Annotated in this window: 26 protein-coding genes and 1 pseudogene; 17 read left to right on the forward strand and 10 right to left on the reverse strand. The window is 71.8% G+C overall.

The window, feature by feature from the left end:
* From ABZX22_RS17995 to ABZX22_RS18005, 3 genes are all read right to left on the reverse strand, one after another.
* Window positions 1–255 (reverse strand): helix-turn-helix domain-containing protein (locus ABZX22_RS17995; protein WP_354910070.1); only part of this gene is annotated, 255 nt, incomplete at its 3' end.
* 9 nt (window positions 256–264) lie between these two features.
* The gene (locus ABZX22_RS18000; protein WP_354910073.1) at window positions 265–894 is read right to left on the reverse strand and encodes a GNAT family N-acetyltransferase; all 630 of its coding nucleotides are present in this window, start codon (window positions 892–894) and stop codon (window positions 265–267) included.
* 77 nt (window positions 895–971) lie between these two features.
* The gene (locus ABZX22_RS18005; protein WP_354910075.1) at window positions 972–1,895 is read right to left on the reverse strand and encodes a helix-turn-helix domain-containing GNAT family N-acetyltransferase; all 924 of its coding nucleotides are present in this window, start codon (window positions 1,893–1,895) and stop codon (window positions 972–974) included.
* Window positions 1,896–1,917: 22 nt separating this feature from the next.
* Between ABZX22_RS18005 and ABZX22_RS18010 the strand changes: the two genes are divergently transcribed.
* Window positions 1,918–2,853, forward strand: coding sequence for a beta-propeller fold lactonase family protein (locus tag ABZX22_RS18010; protein WP_354910077.1), 936 nt, complete (start codon window positions 1,918–1,920; stop codon window positions 2,851–2,853).
* Here ABZX22_RS18010 and ABZX22_RS18015 read toward each other — a convergent pair whose 3' ends face one another.
* A complete protein-coding gene (locus ABZX22_RS18015; RefSeq protein ID WP_354910079.1) occupies window positions 2,854–3,558 on the reverse strand; it encodes a Clp protease N-terminal domain-containing protein in 705 nt (234 codons plus the stop codon).
* Window positions 3,559–3,941: 383 nt separating this feature from the next.
* On the opposite strand from ABZX22_RS18015, the gene ABZX22_RS18020 reads away from it, so the two are divergent.
* Window positions 3,942–4,967: a 6-phosphofructokinase gene (locus ABZX22_RS18020; protein ID WP_354910081.1), complete on the forward strand. Its 1,026-nt coding sequence runs from the start codon at window positions 3,942–3,944 to the stop codon at window positions 4,965–4,967.
* 232 nt (window positions 4,968–5,199) lie between these two features.
* On the opposite strand, the gene ABZX22_RS18025 is transcribed toward ABZX22_RS18020, so the two are convergent.
* Window positions 5,200–6,240 carry an MHYT domain-containing protein gene (locus tag ABZX22_RS18025; protein ID WP_354910084.1) on the reverse strand — a complete coding sequence of 347 codons (1,041 nt, stop codon included), beginning with the start codon at window positions 6,238–6,240 and terminating at the stop codon, window positions 5,200–5,202.
* A gap of 115 nt (window positions 6,241–6,355) precedes the next feature.
* Here ABZX22_RS18025 and ABZX22_RS18030 point away from each other — a divergent pair, with 115 nt between their 5' ends.
* From ABZX22_RS18030 to thiI, 3 genes are all read left to right on the forward strand, one after another.
* On the forward strand, window positions 6,356–7,465 hold the full coding sequence (locus ABZX22_RS18030) for a DUF5931 domain-containing protein (protein WP_354910085.1): 1,110 nt from the start codon (window positions 6,356–6,358) through the stop codon (window positions 7,463–7,465).
* A gap of 25 nt (window positions 7,466–7,490) precedes the next feature.
* Window positions 7,491–8,126: a response regulator transcription factor gene (locus ABZX22_RS18035; protein ID WP_354910087.1), complete on the forward strand. Its 636-nt coding sequence runs from the start codon at window positions 7,491–7,493 to the stop codon at window positions 8,124–8,126.
* Window positions 8,127–8,237: 111 nt separating this feature from the next.
* On the forward strand, window positions 8,238–9,434 hold the full coding sequence (gene thiI / locus ABZX22_RS18040; protein ID WP_354910088.1) for a tRNA uracil 4-sulfurtransferase ThiI: 1,197 nt from the start codon (window positions 8,238–8,240) through the stop codon (window positions 9,432–9,434).
* Window positions 9,435–9,539: 105 nt separating this feature from the next.
* On the opposite strand, the gene ABZX22_RS18045 is transcribed toward thiI, so the two are convergent.
* Together ABZX22_RS18045 and aroF are read right to left on the reverse strand one after the other, a co-directional pair.
* Window positions 9,540–9,830: a YiaA/YiaB family inner membrane protein gene (locus ABZX22_RS18045; RefSeq protein WP_354910090.1), complete on the reverse strand. Its 291-nt coding sequence runs from the start codon at window positions 9,828–9,830 to the stop codon at window positions 9,540–9,542.
* A gap of 118 nt (window positions 9,831–9,948) precedes the next feature.
* A complete protein-coding gene (gene aroF / locus ABZX22_RS18050; RefSeq protein ID WP_354910092.1) occupies window positions 9,949–10,983 on the reverse strand; it encodes a 3-deoxy-7-phosphoheptulonate synthase in 1,035 nt (344 codons plus the stop codon).
* Window positions 10,984–11,200: 217 nt separating this feature from the next.
* Here aroF and ABZX22_RS18055 point away from each other — a divergent pair, with 217 nt between their 5' ends.
* The 5 genes from ABZX22_RS18055 (at window position 11,201) to ABZX22_RS18075 (ending at window position 15,697) form a co-directional block, all read left to right on the forward strand.
* Window positions 11,201–11,833, forward strand: coding sequence for a molybdopterin-dependent oxidoreductase (locus ABZX22_RS18055; protein WP_354910095.1), 633 nt, complete (start codon window positions 11,201–11,203; stop codon window positions 11,831–11,833).
* A 53-nt stretch (window positions 11,834–11,886) separates the two neighbouring features.
* On the forward strand, window positions 11,887–13,023 hold the full coding sequence (locus ABZX22_RS18060; protein WP_354910097.1) for a histidine kinase: 1,137 nt from the start codon (window positions 11,887–11,889) through the stop codon (window positions 13,021–13,023).
* A gap of 66 nt (window positions 13,024–13,089) precedes the next feature.
* A complete protein-coding gene (locus ABZX22_RS18065) occupies window positions 13,090–13,827 on the forward strand; it encodes a LytTR family DNA-binding domain-containing protein (protein ID WP_354910099.1) in 738 nt (245 codons plus the stop codon).
* Window positions 13,824–14,141: a hypothetical protein gene (locus ABZX22_RS18070; protein WP_354910101.1), complete on the forward strand. Its 318-nt coding sequence runs from the start codon at window positions 13,824–13,826 to the stop codon at window positions 14,139–14,141. The genes ABZX22_RS18065 and ABZX22_RS18070 overlap by 4 nt, the downstream gene beginning before the upstream one ends.
* On the forward strand, window positions 14,138–15,697 hold the full coding sequence (locus ABZX22_RS18075) for a cation acetate symporter (protein WP_354910103.1): 1,560 nt from the start codon (window positions 14,138–14,140) through the stop codon (window positions 15,695–15,697). Before ABZX22_RS18070 ends, ABZX22_RS18075 begins: the two co-directional genes overlap by 4 nt.
* Before the next feature lie 314 nt (window positions 15,698–16,011).
* On the opposite strand, the gene ABZX22_RS18080 is transcribed toward ABZX22_RS18075, so the two are convergent.
* Genes ABZX22_RS18080 through ABZX22_RS18090 form a run of 3 tightly spaced genes read right to left on the reverse strand, consistent with a single transcriptional unit; the run spans window position 16,012 to window position 19,971 of the window.
* A complete protein-coding gene (locus ABZX22_RS18080) occupies window positions 16,012–16,851 on the reverse strand; it encodes a deoxyribonuclease IV (RefSeq protein WP_354910105.1) in 840 nt (279 codons plus the stop codon).
* Between the two features lie 44 nt (window positions 16,852–16,895).
* On the reverse strand, window positions 16,896–18,389 hold the full coding sequence (locus ABZX22_RS18085) for a beta-N-acetylhexosaminidase (protein WP_354910108.1): 1,494 nt from the start codon (window positions 18,387–18,389) through the stop codon (window positions 16,896–16,898).
* 40 nt (window positions 18,390–18,429) lie between these two features.
* On the reverse strand, window positions 18,430–19,971 hold the full coding sequence (locus ABZX22_RS18090) for a PucR family transcriptional regulator ligand-binding domain-containing protein (protein ID WP_354910111.1): 1,542 nt from the start codon (window positions 19,969–19,971) through the stop codon (window positions 18,430–18,432).
* Between the two features lie 133 nt (window positions 19,972–20,104).
* On the opposite strand from ABZX22_RS18090, the gene uraD reads away from it, so the two are divergent.
* The 7 genes and pseudogenes from uraD to ABZX22_RS18125 all read left to right on the forward strand — a co-directional run.
* The gene (gene uraD / locus ABZX22_RS18095; protein WP_354910114.1) at window positions 20,105–20,578 is read left to right on the forward strand and encodes a 2-oxo-4-hydroxy-4-carboxy-5-ureidoimidazoline decarboxylase; all 474 of its coding nucleotides are present in this window, start codon (window positions 20,105–20,107) and stop codon (window positions 20,576–20,578) included.
* A complete protein-coding gene (gene uraH / locus ABZX22_RS18100; protein WP_354910116.1) occupies window positions 20,575–20,874 on the forward strand; it encodes a hydroxyisourate hydrolase in 300 nt (99 codons plus the stop codon). Before uraD ends, uraH begins: the two co-directional genes overlap by 4 nt.
* Window positions 20,875–21,738 (forward strand): factor-independent urate hydroxylase, encoded by an 864-nt coding sequence (gene pucL / locus ABZX22_RS18105; protein WP_354910119.1) that lies wholly within the window; start codon window positions 20,875–20,877, stop codon window positions 21,736–21,738.
* A gap of 3 nt (window positions 21,739–21,741) precedes the next feature.
* Window positions 21,742–22,602, forward strand: coding sequence for an FAD binding domain-containing protein (locus ABZX22_RS18110; RefSeq protein ID WP_354910122.1), 861 nt, complete (start codon window positions 21,742–21,744; stop codon window positions 22,600–22,602).
* Window positions 22,602–23,075, forward strand: coding sequence for a (2Fe-2S)-binding protein (locus ABZX22_RS18115; protein ID WP_354910514.1), 474 nt, complete (start codon window positions 22,602–22,604; stop codon window positions 23,073–23,075). The genes ABZX22_RS18110 and ABZX22_RS18115 overlap by 1 nt, the downstream gene beginning before the upstream one ends.
* Window positions 23,076–23,077: 2 nt before the next feature.
* Entirely contained in the window at window positions 23,078–24,451 is a 1,374-nt protein-coding gene (locus ABZX22_RS18120; protein ID WP_354910517.1) for an 8-oxoguanine deaminase, read from the forward strand.
* Window positions 24,452–24,474: 23 nt separating this feature from the next.
* Window positions 24,475–24,888 (forward strand): annotated as a pseudogene (locus tag ABZX22_RS18125) (xanthine dehydrogenase subunit D); the annotation flags it as partial.
* Between the last annotated feature and the right edge of the window lie 8 nt (window positions 24,889–24,896).

Genomic DNA, 24,896 nt, shown 5'->3' on the forward strand with positions numbered 1-24,896 from the left:
GGTGACGGCGGCCAGCCGCTCGGCCCAGTACTCGCCGCGCTCGACGGTGTAGCGGGCCACCAGGCCGTCGAGGATCTCGTCCTTGTTGCGGAAGAACTGGTACAGCGAGCCGGGCGACATGCCCGCCCGCGCCGCCACCTGGTTCGTCGTGAGGTCGGGGTAGCCCACCTCGGCGATGACCAGCTCCGCCGCGTCGAGGATCTCGGCCATGCGCTTGAGGCCCCGCGCTTGGCGGCGTACCGGACGGTCGGCCATGCGAGCAGTTTACCGAGTTTCGTCGGCGACCAGCAGCGCCTCGGCGCCCACGGGCGTGAACCCCGCCGCCAGGAAGGCGCGCAGGCTGGCCGCGTTGCCCGGGGCGACCTGCGCCCACAGCGGCTCGTCGCACAGCGCGCGGGCCGCCGCGGCCAGCCTCCTGCCCACGCCGCGCCCTCGGTGGGCGGGATCGACCTCCACCGCGACCTCCCATCGCCCCGCCACGCCCCTGCCGATCACCAGCACGCCCTCCTCGCCGGCCCACACCCGTACGGCGTCGCGGTGCCGCATGGCGCGCGCCACGCGGGGATGGCCGTCGTCGGTGATCTCGGTGAGCCCGGCGGGTGGCGGCCCTGCCAGCGGCCGGGCGAGCAGGAGCGCGTCGAGGTTGTCGACCGTCCTGCCGGTCTCCAGCTCCAGCGCCCGCAGGAACGGCGGGTTCAGCGGCGCGGACAGGTCGCCGTCGGGCAGCCTGTCGCGCAGCCAGCCGTGGTCGAGGTCGGCGAAGACCACGCTGTGCGCGGTGAAGGCGATCACGCCCATGTCGCGGTGGCTGGGCTGCGGCACGATCGTCACCGTGCCGTCGGCGGGGGGAAGCCTGCCCGCCGCCACGCCGGACAGCAGCTCGGCCAGTGTCATCAAGGGTCCTGTCGTCGGGGACGCGGCATCCCCTCCTGATCTACCGCAATCCGCCGGCCGGGGAGTGCGGGCCGGCTTCAGAGGTCGAGGGACCAGACCTGCTCGACGACGTCCACCCCGTTCTCGACCGACGTCTCCTCCGAGTCCAGCCTGAAGCCCGCCGCCTGGTAGATCCGGCGCGCGCTCACCAGTGAGTCCCTGGTCCACAGCACGATCCGCTTGTACCCCGACTCCCGCGCGTGCCGCAGGCACTCCTCCACCAGCCGCCGCCCCAGGCCGAGCCCGCGCGCCGCGGGCTCCACCAGCAGCATCCGCAGCTGCGCGGTGGTGTCGTCCTTGTGCACGCAGAACACCGAGCCGACCGGCTCCCCGTCGATCTCGGCGATCCAGCCCGTGTCCCTGGCCGGGTCGTACTCGCTGACGATGCGCGCGACGACCTTCTCGAACTCGAGGCCCCAGCCGTACTCCTTGCCGTACAGCGCCGCGTGCCGCCAGACGGCCCATCCGAGGTCGCCCGTGCGCGGCGGCCTGATGACGTACGGCACGCGCGAGGCGGGCGCCTCCCGGCCGAGCGTCTTCCTGATCGACGACATCGCCGCGACGAGCCGTGCCTGCTCCTCCTCGCCGAGCCCGTCGAGCAACTGGCTGATCCGCTCGCTCTGGCGCCGGTCGAGCCCGGCGAAGGTGGTCGTGCCGGCCTCGGTGAGCCGGACGACCTGCTTGCGGGCGTCGCTCGAGGACCGCTCCCTGACGAGCAGGCCGTCAGCCTCGAACCTGGCCAGGATCCTGCTCAGGTATCCGGCGTCGAGGTCGAGCATGCGCCGCAGCTCGCCCGCCTCCAGCGCCGGCCCCTCGGCGCTGGCGAGCTCGAACAGCACCCTCACCTCGGTCAGGGAGTAGGGCGAATCGAGCATGCCGAGCTGCAGGACGCCGATCACCTTGGTGTAGAAGCGATTGAAGGCCCTGATCTCGGCGATCCTTGCCTCGGTCAATGAGTTCATTGACACAGTCAAGCATGAGAGGATGTCTGTTGTGAAGCACCTGTTCATTGGTGGATACGGTCCCGACATCGTGGTCGTAGGCAAGGACCTGGCCGTGCTCGCGCGCGCCGCGGCCCACAAGGCCTCCTTCCTGGCCTTCCATCCCGCGATGCCGGTGCTGTACGCCGTGGGCGAGGACGACCGCGGCACCGTGAGCGCCTACTCGGTGGCCGCCGACCGGCCGGCTCCGCTCGGCGAGCGCTCCAGCGAGGGCGGCCAGCCGTGCCATGTGGCCGTGCATCCGGGCGGGCGGTTGCTGGCGGTGGCCAACTACGGCGACGGCGTCGTCAGCCTGCACGAGCTCGACGAGAACGGCGCCTTCGCCGGTGAACCCGTCGTGCTCACCCACCACGGTTCAGGTCCGGTGTGGGAACGGCAGGAGCGGCCCCACGCCCACCAGACCGTCTTCCATCAGGACGTGCTGCACGTGTGCGATCTCGGCACCGACGAGATCCGCCGCTACGCGCTCGACGGCCGCGCGCTGGAGTCCGTGAAGCTGCCCGCCGGGATGGGCCCCCGCCACCTGGTGTTCGACGGCGACCGCTGCCACGTGGCCGGCGAGCTCGACGCCATGGTGCGCAGCTACGACAGCCACTGGAACGAGGTGGCGGCCGTCCCTGCCAGCCAGGCGCCGGGCACGAACTATCCCTCGCACATCGAGGCGGCCGACGACTACGTCTATGTCGCCAACCGCGGCCCCGACACGATCGCGGTCCTGCGCAGGACCGATCTGGCGCCGGTGACGGAGGTGTCCAGCGGCGGCGCCTGGCCCCGGCACTTCGCCATCGACGGCGCCGCCATGTACGTGGCCAACCAGACCGACGACGCGGTCTCCGTGCTGTCACTGCACGGCGGCCTGCCCCGGCCGACGGGCGGGCGCATCGAGGTGGTCGCGCCCGCCTGCGTGCTGCCCCGCTAGTCAGGCCTTGCCGAGGAACGCGCTCAGCAGCCGCCTGATCTCCGGCTCCACCGCCTCCTTGGTCACGCCCAGGCCGGTCAGCGCCGCCGTCGCGGGGCCCTCCTCCAGCGACAGGACGCCCAGCAGGATGTGCTCGGTGCCCACGTAGTTGTGGCCGAGCCGTAGCGCCTCGCGCAGGGTGAGTTCGAGCGCCTTGGTGGCCTGGGCGGAGAAGGCGACCATGTCGGGCGCGCCTGACCCGGCCGGCGGCGTCACCGCCTCCCGCACGGCCGTGGGGCTCGCCCCGAGCGTGACCATGATCTTGGCGGCGATGCCCTCGGGCTCGTGCAGGAGGCCGAGCACGAGGTGGCCGACCTCGATCTGGTCGTGCCCGCCGTCGCGTGCCTCCGCCTGGGCCTGGACGACCACGTGGCGGGCGCGCTCGGTGAAGCGGGCGTAGTTGCGCAGGTCCTCGGCCAGGGTGGGGCCGTCCTTCGACACGAACCGCTTCTGCGCGGCCTGCTTGCTCACGCCCATGCTGCGGCCGATCTCCGTCCAGGAGGCGCCCGAATGCCGCGCCTGGTCCACGAAGTGGCCGATGAGGTGGTCGGCGACGTCGCCGAGGTGTTCGCCGAGCGTGACCGCGTCGGACAGCTGGTCGAGCGGATCGCCGCCGCGGGTCTTGATCGCTGAGATCAGGTCGTCGAGCCTGACGGTGTTCTCCATGCGTCAACCATAGGTTGACGATAAAGGGTCGTCAACCGTTGGTTGACGCTCGGCTCGCCGCTTGCCGGTGAGCCCGCCGATACCCGTCCTGGAGCGGCACGCCGCGCCGCGGGCGCCGTCGGATGATCTCCTCCGGTGCGTGTTCGATCCGGCCAGGATGGGCAGGGAACTCCTCGTGACCACGCGACCCGATCCGCCCCTCCCCGGTGACGGCCGGCGCGGTCACGCCTGTCGTGCCCGCGTCCGGCGTCGGACCGCGCACGGCACCCGCCTTTTGGTCTAGACCATTGCCGGTACCAAAGGGCACAATGCGTTGCATCGGCGATACGTCGAAGGCACCGCCCCAGCAGTTTGGCCGTGAACCCCATCGGGAGGAACTTGCCATGCGTATTGGAGTGCTCACCGGAGGCGGCGACTGCCCCGGTCTCAATGCTGTGATCAGGGCTGTTGTTCGCAAGGGTGTCAGCGTTTACGGGCACGAGTTCGTCGGCTTCAGGGACGGCTGGCGCGGCCCCCTTGAAGGCGACACCATGCCGCTCGACATCCAGGCCGTGCGAGGGATCCTGCCGCGGGGCGGCACGATTCTGGGTTCGTCCCGCACGAACCCGATCAAGATCGAGGGTGGCGTCGACCGGATCAAGGACAACCTCACCGCGAGCGGGATCGACGCCTTGATCGCCATCGGCGGCGAGGACACCCTCGGTGTCGCCCGCCAGTTGTCCGACCGTGAGGTCAAGGTGGTCGGCGTGCCCAAGACCATCGACAACGACCTGTCCGGCACCGACTACACCTTCGGCTTCGACACCGCCGTCAACATCGCCACCGAGGCCATCGACCGGCTCCACACCACCGCCGAGTCCCACCACAGGGCGCTGATCTGCGAGGTCATGGGCCGTCACGCGGGCTGGATCGCGCTGCACGCGGGCATGGCCGGCGGTGCCAACGTCATCCTCATCCCCGAGAAGCCGTTCGACATCGACCGTGTCTGCGAGTACGTCGAGTCGCGCTTCCGCACGCGCTACTCACCGATCATCGTGGTCGCCGAGGGCGCCCACCCCCTCGAAGGCCAGATGACACTGCAGGCGAGCGAGCTCGACGCCTTCGGCCACGTACGGCTCGGCGGCATCGGCGAGATGCTGGCCAAGGAGATCGAGAAGCGCACCGGCAAGGAGGCCCGCACGACCGTGCTCGGCCACATCCAGCGCGGCGGCACGCCAACCGCCTTCGACAGGGTGCTGGCCACCCGGTTCGGGCTGCAGGCCATCGACGCGGTCCACGCCGGTGACTTCGGCACGATGGTGGCGCTGCGCGGCACCGACATCGTGCGCGTGGGGCTCGACGAGGCCACTTCGGAGCTGAAGACCGTCCCGGTCGAGCGCTACGAGGAGGCCGAGGTCTTCTTCGGTTAAGCGGATTGCAAGTGGCGGGCCGTACCGTGAGGGCAGAGCGGGAGACCGCTCCATTCCCTCCGGGTACGGCTCGCCCCCGATTGTCGCGGCCCATGATGAAGGGGGCGGGCCGTACCCGACGGATGCTGTCGCTCTCGCCGTCCCCGCAGGCCGGAGGGCCGGGAGAAACGCCGCGAGGGCCGCGGCGGATCCGGGATCGCCCCGGCCGCCGCGGCCCTCGCGTGCGGATGTCTCAACCCCGTGGGTGCTGCTGGGGCCGGCCGTAGGGCGCCTGCGTCCTCCTGGGGAGGGGGCCGCCCGTCTGTGGGGCGGCGCCGTACTCGGGTCTGCCGTACTCCGGCCGTCCCTGCTCGTTCAGCCCCTGCGCGGCCCGGCCGCGCTCCTGCCGCCCGTGCGCGGGCCGCCCCTGCTCGGGCAGGCCCTGCGGGGGACGGCCGCGCTGCGACCGGCCCTGCGCGGGCGGGCCCGCGGGCACGGGCGCGCGAAGGGTCTGGGCGCTCTCGGCCGCCTGGCGGCGCATCTCGAGGCGGGCCATCAGCTCGGCGTCCTCCTGCATCTCCGCCTGCGACGGAGACAGGATGACCATCAGCAGCATGGTCAGCGTGATGAGGCTGACCACCGTCATCAACGGCACGAGGAAGGACAGCGCGTCCGCGCCGGCCACGTGCCCGGATGCGGTGTGGAGCTGGACGCTCATCCCGAACATGCCCGTGTAGTGCATGCCGGCGACGGCGACACCCATGATCAGCGCGGCGCCGGTGATCGCCAGGGCCCGCCTGACGCGCAGGGTGAACCACAGGGCGACCGTCGCGGCGACGACCGCGATGACGACGGAGGCGCCCACGAACACCGGGTCGTAGGTGACGTGGGCCGACATGTTCATGGCGTACATGCCCATGTAGTGCATGGCGGCCACGCCGAGCCCGGTCAGCAGGCCGCCGCCGAGCAGGGCGAGCGCCTTGGCGCGGCCGAAGGAGACCAGAAACAGTCCCGCGCCGACCACGACGACGGCCACCAGCGCCGAGGCGACGGTGAGCGGGACGTCGTACCTGATCTCGGTGCCCTCGACGTCGAAGCCCATCATGGCGATGAAGTGCATGACCCAGATGCCGGTGCCGCCGATGGAGATGGCCGCGCCGATGAGCCATCGCGCACGCGAGGAGCCGGTCGAGGCGTTGGCCTGGGCGGTGAGCCGTAGGCCGAGCATCGAGCCCATACACGACATCACGTACGCGAGGATCGGCGTGAGCGGACCCTGGGTGAAATGATTCATGTTGTGACAATCCTTGCCATAGGGATCTTCCGGATTGTCGCAGCGCGTCTATCCCATTTGCATGGATAGCTCAACTATCTGTCAATCTCCTCTGTCGGAAACGTGAGAACCTCTCATGGGCGATGCCTTCTGGCGGGCGATCGCGGTCTTCAGGGTCGCGTCGCTGATCTACGCGGCGATGCTGATGCTCCAGCACGAGGGCTTCGCCCACCCGGTCGCCGGCTGGACGGTCATCGCGATCATGGCGCTGTGGACCGCGGCCGCCACCGTCTGCTACTCCGTCGAGGCCCTGCGCGGCTGGCCGCTGCTGACCGTCGACATGCTGGTGGCGCTGGGCTGCCTGCTGGCCACGCCGTACGTGCAGGGTTCCTTCCAGGGGCAGCTCGGCAGCATGCCGGTCCCCGCGATCTGGATCGCCGGCCCCGTTCTGGCCTGGGCCGTGTACGGCGGGCGCCGCCTGGGCGGGGTGGCGGCGGCGATCGTGGCGGGCACCGACCTCTGGGTGCGGATGGCGGGGCCCGGCTCCCCGATCCTGATCAACGGGGCGGTCCTGCTGTTCATGGCGGGAGTCGTCGTCGGGCACGTGGCGCGCCTCGCGGTACGGGCCGAGGAGCACATGCAGCGCGCCGTCGAGATGGAGGCCGCCCAGCGCGAACGCGAACGGCTGGCCCGCGGCATCCACGACTCGGTGCTGCAGGTGCTGGCGCTGGTCAAGCGCCGCGGTCAGGAGCTCGGCGGCGAGGCGGCCGAGCTGGGCAGGCTGGCAGGGGAGCAGGAGGCCGCGCTGCGCGAACTGGTCGCGGTGCGGCCCGCGCCGACGGGGTCGGCGGATCTGCGGGCGCTGCTCATGAGGTTCGGCTCGGCCCAGGTGACGATCTCCACGCCGGCCACGCCGCTGGTCCTGCCCACCGGCGTGGCCGAGGAGACAGCGGCCGCCGTACGGGCGGCGCTGGACAACGTGCGGGCCCACTGCGGCGAGCGGGCGCGGGCCTGGGTGTTCGCCGAGGAGGGTGACGGCGAGGTGACGGTCAGCGTGCGCGACGAGGGCCCCGGCATCGCCGCAGGACGGCTGGAGCAGGCGCGCGCCGACGGGAGGCTCGGCGTCGCCCAGTCGATCAAGGGTCGGGTGGCCGATCTGGGCGGCAGGGTGTCGATCCTGTCCACGCCCGGCGAGGGCACCGAGGTGGAGATCACCGTGCCCGCGCCGCTTCGCCGGCGGTCCTGAAGGTGACGGCCCTTAGAGTGACGGCATGGTGCGGGTGATGGTGGTCGACGACCATCCCATGTGGCGCGACGCGGTGGCCAGGGACCTGGCCGAGGCGGGGTACGAGGTGGTCGCCGCCGTGGGCGAGGGACGGCAGGCGCTCCGGGTGGCCGAGGCGGTCAGGCCCGACGTGGTCGTCCTCGACCTGCAGTTGCCCGACCTGTCGGGGGCGCAGGTGGCCAGAGGGCTGCCCGGGGTGAAGATCCTGGTGCTGTCGGCGAGCGCCGAGCAGGAGGACGTGCTGGAGGCGGTGAAAGCCGGCGCCTGCGGCTACCTGGTCAAGTCGGCCGGCCGGGAGGAGTTCCTCGACGCGGTGGCGCGGACCGCCGTGGGCGACGCGGTCTTCACGCCCGGGCTCGCGGGGCTGGTGCTGGGGGAGTACCGCCGGCTGGCCGCCGAGTCGCGCACGCGGCCGGAGGGTCCCCGGCTGACCGACCGGGAGACCGAGGTGCTGCGCCTGGTGGCCAAGGGGCTGTCCTACAGGCAGATCGCCGACCGGCTCGTGCTCAGCCATCGCACGGTGCAGAACCACGTCCAGAACACGCTCAACAAGCTCCAGCTCCACAACCGCGTCGAGCTGGTCCGTTACGCGATCGAGCAGGGGCTCGACGAGGACCTCTGACGGACGACCGCACGCCGGGCGGGTCTCGCCGCCGCGCGGCGGACTAAACTCGAGACGTCGCGGCGTTGCAGATGGGGCCGCGTTCCCACATTCCTCCCGGAGGTTCCCGCCATGACGATGTCCGCCCTGGGCGAGCCGTGCGTGCTGCTCAAGCTGGGGGAGATCGTCCTGAAAGGCAAGAACCGCGAGCTGTTCGAGCGCAGGCTCGTCGGCAACATCCGCGCCGCCCTGAAGGACTTCGACCTCAAGACCGATGTGCGCCAGCGCCACGGCGTCATCGCGATCTTCCTGCCCGAGGGCACCGGCGTCGAGGTCGCCGACCAGGTGGCCCAGCGCGTGACCGACGTGCCGGGCCTGGTGTGGATCCACCGCGCGTGGCGGGTCGCCAAGGACCCCGACACGGTCGTCAAGGCCGCGCTGGAGCTGATCAGGGACCGCGAGGAGGTCAGGCGGGGCGCCAGGTTCGCGGTGCGCTCGCGCCGCCGCGACAAGCGCTTCCCGCTGCGCTCCAACGAGCTCGACCGGCTGGTCGGCGGCACCATCAACGACACCTACGGCCTGCCCGTCGACCTGAAGAACCCCGAGCTGACCGTCTACATCGAGGTCGACCGCGACGAGGTCTTCGTCTTCACCGACGGGCTGCCCGGGCAGGGCGGCCTGCCGGTGGGCAGCAGCGGCAGGGCCCTGGTGCTGATGTCCGGCGGCATCGACTCGCCCGTGGCCGCCTACCGCATGATGCGCCGCGGGCTCCACGTCGACTTCCTGCACTTCTCCGGCATCCCCTTCACCACCTCCGAGTCGATCTACAAGGCGTACGCGCTGGTGCGCCGGCTCGACCGCTTCCAGGGCAAGTCGCGGCTGTGGGTCGTGCCGTTCGGCAAGGCGCAGCAGTCGATCAGGACCTCAGGGCAGGACCGGCTGGCCGTGATCGCCCAGCGCAGGCTCATGCTGAAGACGGCCGAGGAGGTCGCCCACCGCATCAGGGCGGGCGCGCTCGTCACCGGCGACGCGCTCGGCCAGGTCTCCTCCCAGACGCTGCAGAACATCACCGCCCAGGACAACGCGGTCGACCTGCCGATCCTGCGACCGCTGATCGGCTGGGACAAGACCGAGATCATGGCCGAGGCCCGGCGGATCGGCACGCTGGAGATCTCCGAGCTGCCCGACGAGGACTGCTGCAGCCTGCTGGCGCCCAAGCGCGCCGAGACCCGCGCCAAGATCGAGGACCTCAAGCTGATCGAGAAGCGCCTCGACGCGGAGGAGCTCGTGGTGCAGCTCGCCGACTCGATCCAGGAATACACCCTCTGACGGGGCCACCGGCCGCGGCGACGCCCATGCCCACGGGCATGGGCGAAGTCCGGGCCGCCCAGGGGTCAGTCCGTCAGAGGTCCGTCCCATCAGGGGGCGTCGCGCTCAGGGGGTGTCGACCTTGAAGGGATCGTGCTCGGCGAGGAGCTTGTCGAGGCGCGCCTGGTCGACCCGGTTGGTCATCGCGCTCAGCTCCTGCCGGTCGCGTACCACCTTGGCCAGCGTGAACGCCGACGTGATCACGTAAAGGACGCCGACGGTCAGGAACGCCCTGATCCATCCGGAGACCGGCAGGTAGGCCACGCCGATCGCCACGGCGGCGAGCGACGCGCCGAAGGACAGGACCGCCTGCACGTAGTAGGCGGTGGTCTGGGAGGGCTGGATCGGTTTGCTCATGGCTCGATGATGAGACGCCACGAGCGCCCGACACATGCGGAGAAATACTTAGTTACTCATGAGTACGGCAGGCGGTTCGTGGCGCGCCGGCCGTACCAGCCCTGAGCCCCCTGCCTGGTCAGACCGTGACCGCGTCGCCGGTCAGGCCCTTGCCCAGCAGGGCGGGGAAGGTCCGCATGGTCGCGGCCAGCTCGCGCAGGTCGCCGTCGACCAGGGCCTGCGGGCCGTCGCACAGCGCCTGCTCGGGGTGCGGGTGCACGTCCACGATGACGCCGTCGGCGCCGACCGCGATCGCCGCGCGGGTCAGCGGCAGCACCAGGTCGCGGCGGCCGCCCGAGTGGGACGGGTCGATGATGACCGGCAGGTGCGAGAGCCGCTGGGCGACCGGGACGGCGGAGACGTCCAGGGTGTTGCGGGTGGCGGTCTCGAAGGTGCGGATGCCGCGCTCGCACAGCACGATGTCGAGGTTGCCGCGCTGGGCGATGTACTCGGCGGCCATGAGCCACTCCTCGATGGTGGCGTTCATGCCGCGCTTCAGCATGACCGGCTTGCCCGCCGCGCCGACCGCCTGCAGCAGCGCGAAGTTCTGCGCGTTGCGCGTGCCGACCTGCAGCATGTCGGCGTAGGAGGCGACGAGGTCGACGTCGTGGGCGTCCACGACCTCGGTCACGACCGGCAGCCCCGTCTCCTCGCGCACGTCGGCGAGGATGCGCAGCCCCTTCTCCCCGAGCCCCTGGAAGGCGTACGGGGAGGTGCGCGGCTTGTAGGCGCCGCCCCGCAGCAGTGTCGCGCCCGCCGCCTTGGCCATCTGGGCGGCCTCGAGCGTCTGCTGCGGCGTCTCCACCGCGCAGGGCCCCGCGATGAGCGTCACGGTGTCGGGGCCGATCGGCACCCCGCCGACGTGCACGGTGGACCTGTCCGGGTGGTTCTCCCTGCTCACCAGCTTGTACGGCGTCGACACCCGCATGACGTCGCGCACCCCGCTCATGCCGCGTAGGTTGACGGCGCTGAGCTGCGTGACGTCGCCTACCAGCCCGATGATCGTGCGCTGCACCCCCCTGCTGACGAACGCCTCCACGCCTGCCGCCTGCACGAGGCCGACCACCGCCTCGACGTCGCCCTGCGTCGCCTCGGAGCCCATCACGATGACCATGTTCTCTCCTCGAAAATGACGAAGGCCCCGGGTCCTCATGGACCCGGGGCCTTCGTTCGCCTGTGTGCTAGCGCATCACCAGATGGCGAACGGTCCGATCGGGTCCGTCGCCATACCAAAACAGGAAGGTGATCCGCATAGTCCGGCAATAGTAGCGCATGCCGGAGACCTGACAAGCCAGGCACCGCGTCCGGGACGCCGCACCCGGGATGGGAGGATGGCCTGGAACACAGTCGGTGAGGGAGTGATCGTGGAGGAGTCGCGCCTGCCCCCAGGCCAGTACGTCCCACGCGGCCGACCCGTCATTCACTACGGCCGGGTGCCCCGCTTCAAGCCGGACACCTGGGACTTCCGGGTCTTCGGCGCGACGGCGTCGGGCGAGGAGCACCGCTTCACCTGGACGGACTTCGGGCGACTGCCCCGGACGTCGGTTCTGGCCGACTTCCACTGCGTGACCAAGTTCTCACTCATGGGCAACGAGTGGTCGGGCGTCACCCCGCAGACGATCATCGCGGCCGCGCCGCCGGCCGCCGGCGTCCGCCACGTGATGATCTGGGCGGAGTACGGCTACAGCGCCAACCTCAGGATGTCCGACCTGACCGCACCCGGCACGCTGTTCGCCACGGAGCTGGACGAGAAGCCGCTGGCGCCCGAGCGGGGCTTCCCGTTGCGCATCGTCGTCCCGCACCTGTACGCGTGGAAGAGCGTCAAGTGGGTGCGCGCGGTGGAGTACCTGGTCGAGGACAGGCGCGGCTTCTGGGAGGAACGCGGCTACCACAACGTGGCCGACCCGTGGAAGGAGCAGCGCTACTCCTACCAGGAGGAGCCGGGCGAGGGTCCGCCGCCCTAGCTCTCGCTCTGTTCCCGCCCGGACACGGTGCGTTGTTGGCTACCGTTACGCGCATGTCGACCACGGCTTGCGCGGTTCTGGCCGCCTTCGCGTTCGTCGCGGGGTTCGCCCTGGCCAGAAGGCGTCCCGTGCTCCCCGAGGGCCGCTGGAAGGGTGCGGCCACCTTCACCACGCTGCACGTGGCGGCGCTGGCGGCACCCGCGCTGCGGACCGGGCTGACACGGGAGTCGGCGCGCAGGGCCGTACGGCATCTGCGGGCGCTGCTCGGCACCTCGGCCGTCGCGATCACTTCCACGGACGCGGCGCTCGCCTGCGACGGGGCCTGCCCCGAGGAGGTGCTGGCGCACGCGCGCGCCTCGCTGGCCTCCGGGCGTCCGCACGTGTTCGCGGGCGAGCCGAACGGCGCGGTCGTGGTGCCGCTGACGGTCGAGGGCACGGTGGTGGGCGCGCTGGCCGCCTACGACCGGCAGGTGAGCGCGGCGCTGGTGCGCACGGTCACCGAAGTGGGCAGGTGGGTGTCGGGGCAGCTGGAGCTGGCCGAGCTCGACTCCTCCAGGCGGCGGGCGATGGAGGCGGAGCTGCGCGCGCTGCGCGCCCAGATCTCCCCGCACTTCGTCTACAACGCGCTGACCACGATCGCCTCGTTCGTCAGGACCGACCCGTGCCGGGCCCGCGAGCTCATCCTGGACTTCGCCGACTTCTCCCGCTACGCGCTGCGCAGGGCCCGCGACTTCACCACCCTGGCCGACGAGCTGACCTGCGTGGACCGCTACCTGCTGCTGGAGCGGGCCCGCTTCGGCGACCGGCTGCGCTTCAGCGTGCAGGTCGCGCCCGAGGTGCTGCCGGTGCCGGTGCCGTTCCTGTGCCTGCAGCCGCTGGTGGAGAACGCCATCAAGCACGGCATGGGCGGCCGTGACGGCACCGGCGAGGTCAGGATCGTGGTCCGCGACGCCGGCCCCGAGGCGCACATCACGGTCGAGGACGACGGCACGGGCATGGAACCCGAGACCGCCCGCCGGCTGCTGGACGACGACCCGCACCGCGGGGGCGGCGGCATCGGCCTGGCGAACGTGGACGTCAGGATGCGGCAGATCTACGGCGAGGACTACGGCCTGGTCGTGGAGACCGGCGTCGGCGCCGGCACCAAGGTGAGGCTCCGCGTCCCCAAGAGCCACCATAGCTCTTTGTAGTCAAATCTTTACGCAAAGCTGGCGTGTCACTTGTGACGTGCGCGTTCTTGAGGCAGCGTAAAGGTCATGCTACGCGTGCTGGCCGTCGACGACGAGGTCCCCGCCTTGGCGGAGCTGGCCTACCTGCTCCGTCAGGACGCCAGGGTCGAGCATGTCGCGACGGCCTCGGACGGTGTCACGGCGCTGCAGGACATGGTGCAGATGATCGGGGCGGGAGAGCGGCTCGACGGCGTCTTCCTCGACATCCGCATGCCGGGGCTCGACGGGCTCGACCTGGCCCGGCTGATCGGCGGTTTCCCCAGTCCGCCCCGGCTGGTGTTCGTGACCGCCCACGACGACTGCGCGGTGCAGGCCTTCGAGCTCGAGGCGGTCGACTACCTCCTCAAGCCGGTGCGCGCCGAACGCCTCGCCGAGACGGTGCGCAGGCTCGAGGCGGCCGCCGCCCCCGCCGCCGACCACGGCTGTGACGACGTCATTCCGGTCGAGCTCGGCGGGGTCACCAGGTTCGTGCCGCAGCAGGCGGTTTGGTACGCCGAGGCCAAGGGCGACTACGTGCGCCTGCACACGCCGGACGGCGGCTACCTGGTGCGCATGTCGCTGGCCGCGCTGGAGCGCCGGTGGGCGGGCGCGGGCTTCATCAGGGTGCACCGCAGCACGCTGGTGTCCGCCCGCCATGTCAGCGAGCTGCGGTTCGACGGCGGCCGGGTGACGCTGACCGTCGGCAGGGAGACGCTGCCCGTCAGCCGCCGCCACACCAGGCAGGTCAGGGAGCAGCTGGTGCGGCAGTATAAGGCGTTCACGTGAGCGGCAGGCGGGTGCTCGTGGTCAGGCGGCCCACTCGTCGGCGCGGTCCCCGGCGGCGTGCCCTCGTGCCGCGGGCCCCCGTGCCGCTCGCCTCGGACGGCCCCGTCAGCGACGCGCGGGTCAGGGCGCTCATGGGCAGGCAGGCCAGGATCGCGCTGGCCACGGTCGCGGCGGTGCTCGCCGCGCTGGTCGCCCTGCCGCTGCTGACGGCGCGGGGCGACTGGCTGGTGGTGACGATGGCCGTCCAGCCGCTGTGGGTGGTGCTGGCCGTGCTCCAGCTCAGACGAGCGGAACGCGCGGAACGCGACAGGTGAGCGGCGGCAGCGTCGCCGCGTCGGCGGTCGGCATCGCGTTCGTGGTGGTCATCTCGGTGGTCGTCGGCGTGGTACGGCCGCGGCGCTACACCAGCGCCGCGGAGTTCTACGTGGCGGCGCGGACCGTCCGGCCGTGGTGGAACGGGGCGGCGATCAGCGCGGAGTTCACCTCGGCCGCGGCCTGCCTGGGGCTGGCCGGCCTGATCGCCCTGCACGGCGCGTCGGCGCTGTGGTACCCGGTGGGCGCGGCGGCGGGCTACGTCGTCGTCATCGCCCTGGTGGTGGCGCCGCTGCGCCGTTCGGGCACCTTCACGCTGCCCGACTTCGCCCAGTGGCGGCTCGGGTCGGTCGCCCTGCGCAGGTTCGCCACCTGGCATGTGCTGGCGATCGGCCTGCTCTACCTCGTCGCCCAGCTCCACTCGGCGGGGGTGGTGCTGCGCGTGCTGACCGGGATGCCGACGTGGACGGGCTGGGTCTCGGTCACGCTCGTCTCGGTCGTCGTCACGCTGGCCGGAGGCATGGGCAGCGTGACCAGCGTGCAGGCGGTGCAGTACTGGCTCAAGCTGGTCGTCTTCACCGGGGTCGCGCTGGTGCTGTGGTGCGCCTGGCGGTGCGGGGGGCGGGGCGGGGCGCGGGCGACGGCGGGGTTGGAGGGGTTCGAGGGGTTGGCGGCGCCGTACGGGGAGGCGCTGGCGGGGGCGGGCGAGCCCTCGCTGCCGGGTGTGCTGGCCGTGCTGCTGGTGTGCGCGCTCGGCACCATGGGGCTGCCGCACATCATCGTGCGCGTCTACGCCAACGGCGACGCGCGCGCCGCGCGGCGCTCGATCGTGGCCACCCAGGTGCTGCTCGGCGTCTTCTTCCTGGTGCCGCCGCTGTACGGCATCCTCGGCCGGGTGCACGTGCCCGGCGCCCGCGAGGAGGAGGTCGTGCTGCTGCTGCCCGGGGCGCTGCTGCCGGGGACGGCCGGAGACGTGCTGACCGGGCTGCTGGCCGCCGGGGCCTTCGCCGCCTTCCTGGCCACCTCCTGCGGCGTGCTGGCCGCCGTGAGCGGCGCCGTGTCGGCCTGCGTGACGCGAGCGGGCGTGGGCGCCTTCCGCTTCGCCACGGCCGCCGTGGCGCTGGCGGCGCTGACCCTCACCTCGCTCACCACCCCCGCCACCTCCGTGATCGGCGTGCTGTTCGGGTTCTGCCTGTCGGCGGCGACCTTCTGCCCGTTGCTGGTGCTCGGCATCTGGTGGCGGCGGCTGACCGCCGCGGGCGCCGCAGCCGGGCTGGTGGTGGGCGGCGGGCTCACCGCGGCCCTCGCCGCCGGCGACCTGGCAGGCGTGAAACTGGGGGCGGTGTCCGTGTATCACATGGCGTTCACCGTGCCGCTCGCCTTCGTCGCGATGGTGGTGATTTCCCTGGTCACACCAGGTCGGGTACCTATGGGGGTGGATCGGATGATGGCCAGGATGCATCTGCCCGAACAGATCGCGGGCCCCGCCGAGGACCACTCGTCGCCCGGGACCGACCGCTCGTCGCGGCAACACTCTCCGTACATCGATGACTACTAACCGTTTACCGAGCTGTCGCCCAACGGGGTTTCAGCTGCAAGATCGCGACCGTAGTGTTTCCGCATCGGAGAGCCACTCCGCCGCATCAGAGAGACGAGCCACCCGGCTCATACGGGCCTGATGCGCGGATCCCTCCGGTGACCTGCCGGTCACCGAACGGTGGTCGGGCCCTTTACCGGGGGGTAGGGCCCGCACGCCGTAGACGTGAAGGGGCGCCCGCTGTGGCCGCGTGCTGAACCGCGATCCGGCCATACGGGGGCGGCCGGATCGCGCGAGCGGCGCGCCCCTTTACGTCTCCACAGGCCCGGCGGAGCTCAGGAGTCGCGCAGCTTCTTCAGCAGCTCGATGTCGTCGCGGTGCTTGTCGGCCTTGCCCGGCGTCTCGATGCAGATCGGCACACCCGCCACCGCCGGGTGCCGCATCAGGTCGGCGAACGGCTGCGCGCCGATGTGGCCCGCGCCGATGTTCTCGTGGCGGTCCTTCTTCGACCCGCACACGTCCTTGGAGTCGTTGGCGTGGATCAGCTTCAGCCGTCCCGGCGCGATCCGGTGGAGGGCGTCGAAGGTCTGCGTGACCCCGTCGGTGGCGGCCAGGTCGTGGCCCGCCGCGAAGGCGTGGCAGGTGTCGAGGCAGACGCCGGCCTTGGGATGCCAGTCGAGCGCCGCCAGGTAGGGCTCCAGGTCCTGGACGGTGGCGCACAGCATCGCGCCCTGGCCCGCCATCGGCTCCAGCAGCAGGTCGGGGCCGTCGTCGGGGATCTCCTCCAGCAGCGGCAGCAGGTGCTCGCGCAACTGGCGCAGCGCGTCGTCGCGGGACTGGCTGACCGCCGAGCCCGTGTGGACGACCACGCCCCTGGAGCCGGTCTCGACCCCGCGCCGCAGCGTGTGGCGGGTGACGGCGATCGAGTTGGCCAGCGTCTCGGGGCTCGGCGAGCCGAAGTTGACCAGGTAGGGCGTGTGGATGAAGGACAGGACGCCGGACTCGGCCAGCTTGGCGTCCTCCTCGGGTCTGCCCGCCGCCAGGGCCCAGCCGCGCGGGTTGGTGACGAACACCTGGACCATCTCGGCGCCGATCTCGGCCATGTACTTCAGGCCGCCCGTGGCCAGGCCGCCGGTGACGGAGACGTGTCCGCCGATGAGAGATGTAGCGCTCATGATGGGGCCAGTCTAGGCGCACGCGGTGACATCCCAGGTGGGAGTCAGTGCCAGGGCACCTCGGGGGAGCGGTAGAAGGTCACCGACTGCGCCTGCCAGCGGGGCGCCTGGGCGGCCAGCCGTCCCCGGTAGTCCTCCCAGGAGCGGGCGGCGGCGGGCGACCAGCCGATCTCGGCGATGCCGGGCAGGCGCGGGTAGGCCATGTACTCCAGCGCGTCGGGCGTCTCCAGTGTCTCCGTCCACAGCGGGGCCTCGACGCCCAGGATGTCCTTCTCGGTCACGCCCTCGACGAGGGTGGCCGGATCCCACGCGTAGCTGTCGCCGACCTCGACCAGGCCCGCCCAGTCCAGGCCGTAGCCGGTACCGGCGGTGTACTTCATGTCCAGGTAGGAGCGGTCGGCGGGCGACATGATCAGCTTGGCCCCCCTGGCCACGGCCGCCACGGCGCGGTCGGGCTCGCGGGGGTTCCAGTGCTGGGCCACCTCGCCCGAGGTCATCTCCGCCCAGCCGGTCAGGCGCTTGCCGTACGTGTCGACGATCTGGTGGGCGCGCGTGACGAACTTCTCGTAGTCCTCGGGGTCGGTGCTGTGCGCCTCGTCGCCGCCCAGGTTCAGGTACGGCCCCGGCGTCAGCGCGGCCACCTCGCGCACGACGTCGTCGAGGAAGCGGTAGGTGACCTCCTTGCTCGTGCACAGCGAGCTGAAACCCACCTCCCTCCCCCTGTACGGCTCCCGCGCCCTGCCGTCGCAGTTGAGCTCGGCGTAGGCGGCCAGGGCCGCGTTGGTGTGCCCGGGCGTGTCGATCTCGGGCACGACGGTGACGAACCGCTCGGCGGCGTAGCGCACGATCTCGCGGTAGTCGTCCTGGGTGTAGAAGCCGTCGGCCGCCAGGCGGGGCCAGCTCTTGATCTCGATGCGCCAGCCCTGGTCGTCGGTGAGGTGCAGGTGCAGGTGGTTGACCTTGTAGGCGACGGCCAGGTCGATGTAGCGCTTGACCTGCTCGACGGTGAAGAAGTGGCGGGCGACGTCGAGCATGACGCCGCGGTAGGGAAAGCGCGGCCGGTCCTCGACGCGGACGCCGTCGATCGTCCACGGCCCCGGCTGCGGGCCGGTGCTCTCGACCTTCGGGGGCAGCAGCTGGCGGAGCGTCTGCACGCCGCGGAACAGGCCCTCGGGGGTGGCGGCGGCCAGCCGTACCCGCTCGGGGGTGACGTCGAGGGTGTAGCCCTCCTGGCCGAGACCGCCCGCCGGGGGCCGGCTCGTCACCTCCAGGGTGATCTCCGCCTCCTGCCGTACGACGGGCAGCGCGTAGCCGGTGGCCCTGCGCAGCAGCCGGGCCAGCCCTTCGGCGACGGGCACCCCGCCCGCCTCGCGCACCCCGATCCGCGCGCCGGCGTCCAGGGTGAAGCCGCCCTCGCTCGCCCGCACGGAGACGGGCAGCGGGACCAGGGCCGGGCTCGTCGGGTCCGGCGCGTCGGCCGTGCACCCGGCGGCGAGGGCGGAGGCCGTCATGAGCGCGGCGAGTCGGCGGTGTGGCAACGGGCCCTCCCAAATTGTAAGGTTTCTTTACATATATCACCTACTGCAGGCGGAGGGCGAGGAAGAAGTCCACCCGGTCCTCCAGGCGCGACAGGTCCCTTCCGGTCAGGTCCTGGATGCGCTGGATGCGGTAGCGCAGGGTGTTGACGTGGACGTGCAGCAACTCCGAGCACCTGGTCCACGAACCCGAGCACTGCAGGAAGGCCTCCAGCGTGCCGACCAGGTCGGCCTTGTGCACCTGGTCGTAGGAGCGCAACGGGTCGAGCAGGCGCACCCTGAACATGTGGCGGACCTCGTCCGGCACCGACGCCAGCAGCAGGACGTGCGTCGCCAGCTCGTCCTGGCCCACGACGGCGTCGGGTCCGGGCTTGCCCTCGGCCATCCGGCGGGCGTACCTGGCCTCCTCGACCGCGCCGCGCAGGCCCTCGACCGGGGCCGTGCCGCTGACGCCCACGGTCAGGCGGGCCCCGGCCAGCCCAGGGGCCAGCTCGCGCACGGCGGCGCGGACCCGCTCGGTGAGGCCGGGATCGTCGCAGGGCACGAGCGCGAGCGCCTCCTCGCCGACGATGCCGATCGCCAGCGGAGTCAGGCGGTCGCCCGGCGGCGGGCCGGTGCCCCCGGGCGTGGCCGCGTAGAGGATCTCCTTGACGACGGCGCGCAGCTCGGCGGGGCGCAGCGCGCCGTGCGCGGCGGCGGCCAGGGCGACGTAGCCCGGCGCCCCCGCCAGGCCGGTGACCTCCAGCCGGGGCAGGATGTCGCTGGGCCTGCCCTCGGTGACCACCAGGCGCACCAGTTCCTGGGCGATGCGCCCCTCCGGGCTGAGCCGGTCGTCCAGCCTGACCCGCTCCAGGGCGGCGACGGCGGCCAGCTCGCCCGCCAGCGCCTGACGCTCCTCCGGCCAGTCGGTGAAGCAGCCCTCGACCGCGACGAACCAGTCGGCCACCCTGGAGGTGGTCTGCTCGTCCACGGGGAAGATCGAGTACCCGTTCCGCGAGCAGGGCAGCCGCTTGACGGTCAGGAAGGTCCTGGCCATGGCGGCGGCCGTGTCGCGGTCCAGCGGGCTCGAGCCCGACACCAGGCGCCCCGACGAGGTGAGGACCCAGCACCGCATGCCGAGGTCACGCCCGATCATCTCCAGGACGGGGTCGAGCCCCGCCCCCGAGACGAGCTGGCGGTGCCGGTCGAGGACCGCGGTCACGTCGGAGGCCCTGGCCGTGGACAGGTGCCGCACGATGTGCTCGGTCACCTCGGCGAACGACAGCGCCTGCGGCACGTGGAAGAGCGGCATCCGATGCCGGCGGCAGGCGTCGACCAGGTCGGCGGGCAGATCGCCGCTGCGCGCCTCGCAGGCGCCGAGCCCCGAGGCGCCGGCTCTGGCCAGCGCCCTGACGAAGGTTTCGCTGTCGGCGGGCGCGCGCCGCCAGATCAGCCCGGTGAGGACCAGCTCGCCGCCGCTGAGATAGCGGCCCGGATCGAGCAGGTCGGTGGTGACGACCCACCTGATGGGCCGCTCCAGATCGTCGTGACCTGCCACGACGGACAGGCCCAGCTCGGTCATGCCGAGCAACGCGTTGAGCCGCATGCACTCGGAGGGTAACCGATGGGTGAACGGGACGTGCATTGGAGCATGACACGAAAAGACCTGGCCAACCCCCCGCGCACTTCGGAGTTCTTGCTGCTGGACCGGGGACATCAGCGCTGTGTGTACTCGTGACATGTCCAACCTCAACGCCCTCAGCGCCGGCGAGGCGGAGGCGGAGCTGCTGACCTGCTGCGCCTCCCGCGCCTTCGCCCGCGAGGTGGCGGCCCGGCGTCCCTACGCGGACCTGGCCGAGCTGACCGCCGCCGCCGACGCCGCCGTCCGTGCCCTGGGCTGGCCGGACGTCGAGGAGGCGCTCGCCGCCCACCCGAGGATCGGGGAGCGGGTCCAGGGCGCCGGCCGCGAGTCCGCCTGGAGCAGGCAGGAGCAGTCGGGAGTCGAGGACGACCTGCGCGAGGCGCTGGCCGAGGGCAACCGCGCCTACGAGGACAGGTTCGGCCACGTCTACCTGGTGTGCGCCACCGGCCTGTCCGGGCAGGAGATGCTCGCCCGGTTGAAGGAGCGCCTGGTCCACGACCCCGCCACCGAGCGCGAGGTCGTGCGGGACGAGCTGGCCAAGATCACCAAGCTGAGGGTGGCGCGGATATGAGCTTCTCGACGCACGTGCTCGACGCGGTCACGGGACGACCCGCCGCGGGCGTCCACGTACGGCTGGAGCACCAGGGGCAGGTGGTGGCGCAGGGCCGTACGGACGACGACGGCCGGATCAAGGGCTGGAACCCCGGAGCGGGCGTGCACCGCGTGGTCTTCGACACCGGCTCCTACCTCCAGGACACCTTCTACCCCGAGGTGGTCATCACCTTCACGATCGCCGACCCGGCCGAGCACTACCACGTCCCCCTCCTGCTCAGCCCGTTCGCCTACTCCACCTACAGAGGGAGCTAGATGTCAGTCATCCTCGGACCCAACCGGTACGGCAAGGCCGAGACCAGGCTCGTCCGCGTCGTCCGCGACGGCGAGGTCCACCATCTCAAGGACATCAACGTCAGCAGCTCCCTGTCGGGCGACATGGCGGCGGTCCACCTGACCGGCGACAACGCCGCCGTGCTGCCCACCGACACGCAGAAGAACACCGCCTACGCCTTCGCCAGGAAGTACGGCGTCGACCAGATCGAGGACTTCGCGCTGCTGCTGGCCAGGCACTTCGTCGACACCCAGCCGACCATCCACCACGCGAGGGTGGAGATCGAGGAGTACGCCTGGGAGCGCATCGGCGGCGGCCACTCCTTCGTGCGCGGCGGCAGGGAGGTGCGCACCTGCGTCGTCCACCACGACCGCGACGGCCGCACCAGCGTGGTCTCGGGCCTGCGCGACCTGGTCGTGCTGAACTCCACCGGCTCGGAGTTCCACGGCTACATCGTCGACGAGTACACCACCCTCCAGCCGACCACCGACAGGATCCTGGCCACCGCGGTGGCGGCCCGGTGGCGGCACGCCGCGCCCGGCGCCGACTTCGGCAAGTCCTACACCGAGGTGCGCCAGTGCCTCCTGGACGCCTTCGCCGAGACCTACAGCCTGTCACTGCAGCAGACGCTGTACGCGATGGGGCGGCGCGTGCTGGAGGCCAGGCCCGAGGTGTGCGAGGTGCGCTTCGCCATGCCCAACAAGCACCACTTCCTGGTGGACCTGGCGCCGTTCGGGCTGGACAACGACAACGAGGTCTTCCATGCCGCCGACCGGCCCTACGGGCTGATCGAGGGCAGCGTGCTGCGAGACGACGCGCCGGACGCGGCGTTCGCCTGGGAGTGAGACATGGACTTTCTGCGGCCCACCACGTGGGCGGAGGCGCTGGCCGCCAAGGCCGACCAGCCCGAGGCGGTGCCCGTCCAGGGCGGCACCGACGTGATGGTGGAGATCAACTTCGACGTGCACCGGCCCGCCGCGCTGCTCGACCTCAACCAGGTCGGCGAGCTCCAGACGGTCGAGCTGGTCGACGGGATGTACCGGGTGGGCGCGGGCGTGCCGTACACGCGGATCATCGAGGAGCTGCCCGGCGCGCTGCCCGGGCTCGCCCAGGCGGCGCGGACGGTCGGCTCGCCGCAGATCCGCAACCGCGGGTCGGTCGGCGGCAACCTGGGCGCGGCCTCGCCCGCCGGTGACAGCCACCCTCCGCTGCTGGCGGGGGACGCCGTCATCGAGGTGGAGTCGCGCGACGGCGGGGTCAGGATGATCCCGGCGCCCGAGTTCTACCTGGGCGTCAAGCGCAGCGCGCTGCGGCCCGACGAGCTGATCAGGGCCTTCCACATGCGGCCCGCCGAAGGACCGCAGTACTTCTCCAAGGTCGGCACCCGCAACGCCATGGTGATCGCGGTGTGCTCGTTCGCGGTGGCGCTGCACCCGTCGCGGCGCCGGGTCGGCACCGGGATCGGCTCGGCCGCCCCGACGCCGCGCCGCGCGCTGGAGGCGGAGGAGTTCATGGCCGCCGAGCTCGACTGGGACGCCCGCCTCGACCCGGCTGTGCTCAAGCGGTTCGGCGAGCTGTGCGCCGCGGCGGCGTCGCCGATCGACGACGTGCGCGGCACGGCCGACTACCGCAGGCACGCGATCGCGGTCATGGCCCGCAGGACCCTGACGTGGGCCTGGAACGACTACCGGAAAGCGAGGGCCGCGTGATGCGCGTGAACTTCACCGTCAACGGCCGCACCGAGGCCGTCGACGACGTGTGGGAGGGCGAGAGCCTGCTCTACGTGCTGCGCGAGCGGGTGGGCCTGCCGGGCTCCAAGAACGCCTGCGAGCAGGGCGAGTGCGGTTCGTGCACGGTCTACCTGGACGGCACGCCGGTCTGCTCGTGCCTGGTCGCGGCCGGCCAGGTCGAGGGCCGGGAGGTCCGCACGGTCGAGGGGCTGGCCGACGGCGACCGCCTCGACCCCGTCCAGGAGGCCTTCGTCGAGTGCGGCGCCGTCCAGTGCGGTTTCTGCACGCCCGGCCTGATCGTGCAGGCGCACGACCTCATCCAGCGCAACGACCGGCCGACCGACGCGGAGATCCGCGAGGCGCTGGCCGGCAACCTGTGCAGGTGCACGGGCTACGAGAAGATCCTCGACGCCGTACGGCTGGCCGCCGCCAGGAAGGCGGCGCAGCCGTGATCATCGAGAACGTCCGCATCGCGCCCGTCGTCGGCCCCGAGATCGAGTCCGGGTACATCAGGATCGAAGGGGACACGATCGCCGAGGTCGGCCGCGGAAGGCCGGCCGAGGACGGCGACGCCGAGCGGATCGACGGCACCGGCTGCCTGGCCACGCCCGGCCTGGTCAACACCCACCACCACCTCTACCAGTGGGCCTCGCAGGGGCTGGCCCAGGACGCGACGCTGTTCGAGTGGCTGGTGGCGCTCTACCAGGTGTGGGCCGCGATGGACGCCGAGGTGGTGCACGGCGCGGCCACGGCGGGGCTGGGCTGGCTGGCCCTGTCGGGCTGCACGACCTCCTCCGACCACCACTACGTCTTCCCCAAGGGGCGCGGCGACCTGTTCGGCGCCGAGATCGAGGCGGCCCGCGCGGTCGGCATCAGGTTCCACCCCGCGCGCGGGTCGATGGACCGGGGACAGTCGCAGGGCGGCCTGCCGCCGGACGTCGTGGTCGAGCGGCTCGACGACATCCTCACCGCCACGCAGGAGGCGATCGACACCTACCACGACCCCTCCTTCTCCTCCAGGCTGCGGATCGCGGTGGCCCCCTGCTCGCCGTTCTCCGTCAGCGCGGAGCTGATGACCGAGGCCGCCTCGCTGGCCCGGGCGGCGAACGTGCGCCTGCACACCCACCTGGCCGAGACCCTCGATGAGGACGCGCACTGCCTGGAGCAGTTCGGGATGCGGCCGGTCGACTACATGGAGAAGCTGGGCTGGCTCGGGCCGGACGTGTGGTTCGCGCACACCGTCCACCTCAGCGACGGCGACATCGACAAGTTCGCCAGGACCGGGACGGGCTCGGCGCACTGCCCCTCGTCCAACGGCCGGCTCGGCGCGGGGATCGCGCGGGTGTCGGAGATGCTGGCCCGCGGCGCCACCGTGGGCCTCGGCGTCGACGGCAACGCCTCCTCCGAGCTGACCACGATGGCCGGCGAGATGCGCCAGGCGCTGCTGTTCCAGCGCGCCCGCTACGGTCCCACCGCGCTGACCGCCAGGCAGGCGCTGGAGATGGCCACGCTCGGCGGCGCCCGCAACCTCGGCAGGCAGGACGAGCTGGGCTCGCTGGAGGCGGGCAAGCTCGCCGACATCGCGCTGTGGCGCGTGGACGGCGCGTTCGACTCGGCCGTCACCGACCCCGTGTGCAGGCTCGTCTTCGGCCCCAGGCAGCCGCCCCTGGCCAGGCTGCTGGTCGGCGGCCAGACGGTCGTCGAGGACGACGAGCTGCGCACGGTGCCGCAGGACGTGGCGGGCAGGGCCGGGGCCGACGCGCACCGCAGGCTGCTGCGCCTGGCGTCCGAGCAGGGATTCAGCGCCGCCAAGGAGGTTCACGCGTGACCGGCTCCCGACAGAGCACACCGCTGAGAGCGCCGCACGAGATCACCGCGCCGGGACAGGGCCGGGTGGGCGACAGCCCGCTGCGGCCCGACGGCACCCTCAAGGTCAAGGGCGAGTTCGCCTACTCCTCCGACCTGTGGATCGACGGGATGCTGTGGGGCGCGACGCTGCGCAGCCCGCACCCCCGCGCCCGCATCGTCTCCATCGACACGTCCGCGGCACTGGCCCACCCGGGCGTGCACGCCGTGCTCACGCACGAGGACGTGCCCGGACGCAAGCACTTCGGCCTCGACCTCACCTGGGACCAGCCGGTCCTGGCCATCGGCGAGGTACGCCACCAGGGCGAGCCGATCGCGCTGGTGGCCGCCGACCATCCCGAGATCGCCCGCAGGGCGCTGGAGAAGATCGCCATCGAGTGGGAGGTCCTGGAGCCGCTCCATCGGCC

Source organism: Nonomuraea sp. NPDC003804 (assembly GCF_040610675.1).
Classification (GTDB): domain Bacteria; phylum Actinomycetota; class Actinomycetes; order Streptosporangiales; family Streptosporangiaceae; genus Nonomuraea.

What these genes read in the sequence shown, in the direction of transcription:
- uraD (WP_354910114.1), top strand. Translation starts at nt 20,105, where the DNA reads ATGTCCAACCTCAACGCCCTCAGCGCCGGCGAGGCGGAGGCGGAGCTG.
- ABZX22_RS18115 (WP_354910514.1), top strand. Translation starts at nt 22,602, where the DNA reads ATGCGCGTGAACTTCACCGTCAACGGCCGCACCGAGGCCGTCGACGAC.
- thiI (WP_354910088.1), top strand. Translation starts at nt 8,238, where the DNA reads ATGACGATGTCCGCCCTGGGCGAGCCGTGCGTGCTGCTCAAGCTGGGG.
- uraH (WP_354910116.1), top strand. Translation starts at nt 20,575, where the DNA reads ATGAGCTTCTCGACGCACGTGCTCGACGCGGTCACGGGACGACCCGCC.
- ABZX22_RS18005 (WP_354910075.1), bottom strand. Translation starts at nt 1,895, where the DNA reads ATGAACTCATTGACCGAGGCAAGGATCGCCGAGATCAGGGCCTTCAAT.
- ABZX22_RS18110 (WP_354910122.1), top strand. Translation starts at nt 21,742, where the DNA reads ATGGACTTTCTGCGGCCCACCACGTGGGCGGAGGCGCTGGCCGCCAAG.
- ABZX22_RS18080 (WP_354910105.1), bottom strand. Translation starts at nt 16,851, where the DNA reads ATGAGCGCTACATCTCTCATCGGCGGACACGTCTCCGTCACCGGCGGC.
- ABZX22_RS18035 (WP_354910087.1), top strand. Translation starts at nt 7,491, where the DNA reads ATGGTGCGGGTGATGGTGGTCGACGACCATCCCATGTGGCGCGACGCG.
- ABZX22_RS18045 (WP_354910090.1), bottom strand. Translation starts at nt 9,830, where the DNA reads ATGAGCAAACCGATCCAGCCCTCCCAGACCACCGCCTACTACGTGCAG.
- ABZX22_RS18010 (WP_354910077.1), top strand. Translation starts at nt 1,918, where the DNA reads ATGTCTGTTGTGAAGCACCTGTTCATTGGTGGATACGGTCCCGACATC.
- ABZX22_RS18060 (WP_354910097.1), top strand. Translation starts at nt 11,887, where the DNA reads ATGTCGACCACGGCTTGCGCGGTTCTGGCCGCCTTCGCGTTCGTCGCG.
- ABZX22_RS18065 (WP_354910099.1), top strand. Translation starts at nt 13,090, where the DNA reads ATGCTACGCGTGCTGGCCGTCGACGACGAGGTCCCCGCCTTGGCGGAG.
- ABZX22_RS18025 (WP_354910084.1), bottom strand. Translation starts at nt 6,240, where the DNA reads ATGAATCATTTCACCCAGGGTCCGCTCACGCCGATCCTCGCGTACGTG.
- ABZX22_RS18090 (WP_354910111.1), bottom strand. Translation starts at nt 19,971, where the DNA reads ATGCGGCTCAACGCGTTGCTCGGCATGACCGAGCTGGGCCTGTCCGTC.
- ABZX22_RS18055 (WP_354910095.1), top strand. Translation starts at nt 11,201, where the DNA reads ATGGCCTGGAACACAGTCGGTGAGGGAGTGATCGTGGAGGAGTCGCGC.
- ABZX22_RS18000 (WP_354910073.1), bottom strand. Translation starts at nt 894, where the DNA reads ATGACACTGGCCGAGCTGCTGTCCGGCGTGGCGGCGGGCAGGCTTCCC.
- aroF (WP_354910092.1), bottom strand. Translation starts at nt 10,983, where the DNA reads ATGGTCATCGTGATGGGCTCCGAGGCGACGCAGGGCGACGTCGAGGCG.
- pucL (WP_354910119.1), top strand. Translation starts at nt 20,875, where the DNA reads ATGTCAGTCATCCTCGGACCCAACCGGTACGGCAAGGCCGAGACCAGG.
- ABZX22_RS18020 (WP_354910081.1), top strand. Translation starts at nt 3,942, where the DNA reads ATGCGTATTGGAGTGCTCACCGGAGGCGGCGACTGCCCCGGTCTCAAT.
- ABZX22_RS18030 (WP_354910085.1), top strand. Translation starts at nt 6,356, where the DNA reads ATGGGCGATGCCTTCTGGCGGGCGATCGCGGTCTTCAGGGTCGCGTCG.
- ABZX22_RS18015 (WP_354910079.1), bottom strand. Translation starts at nt 3,558, where the DNA reads ATGGAGAACACCGTCAGGCTCGACGACCTGATCTCAGCGATCAAGACC.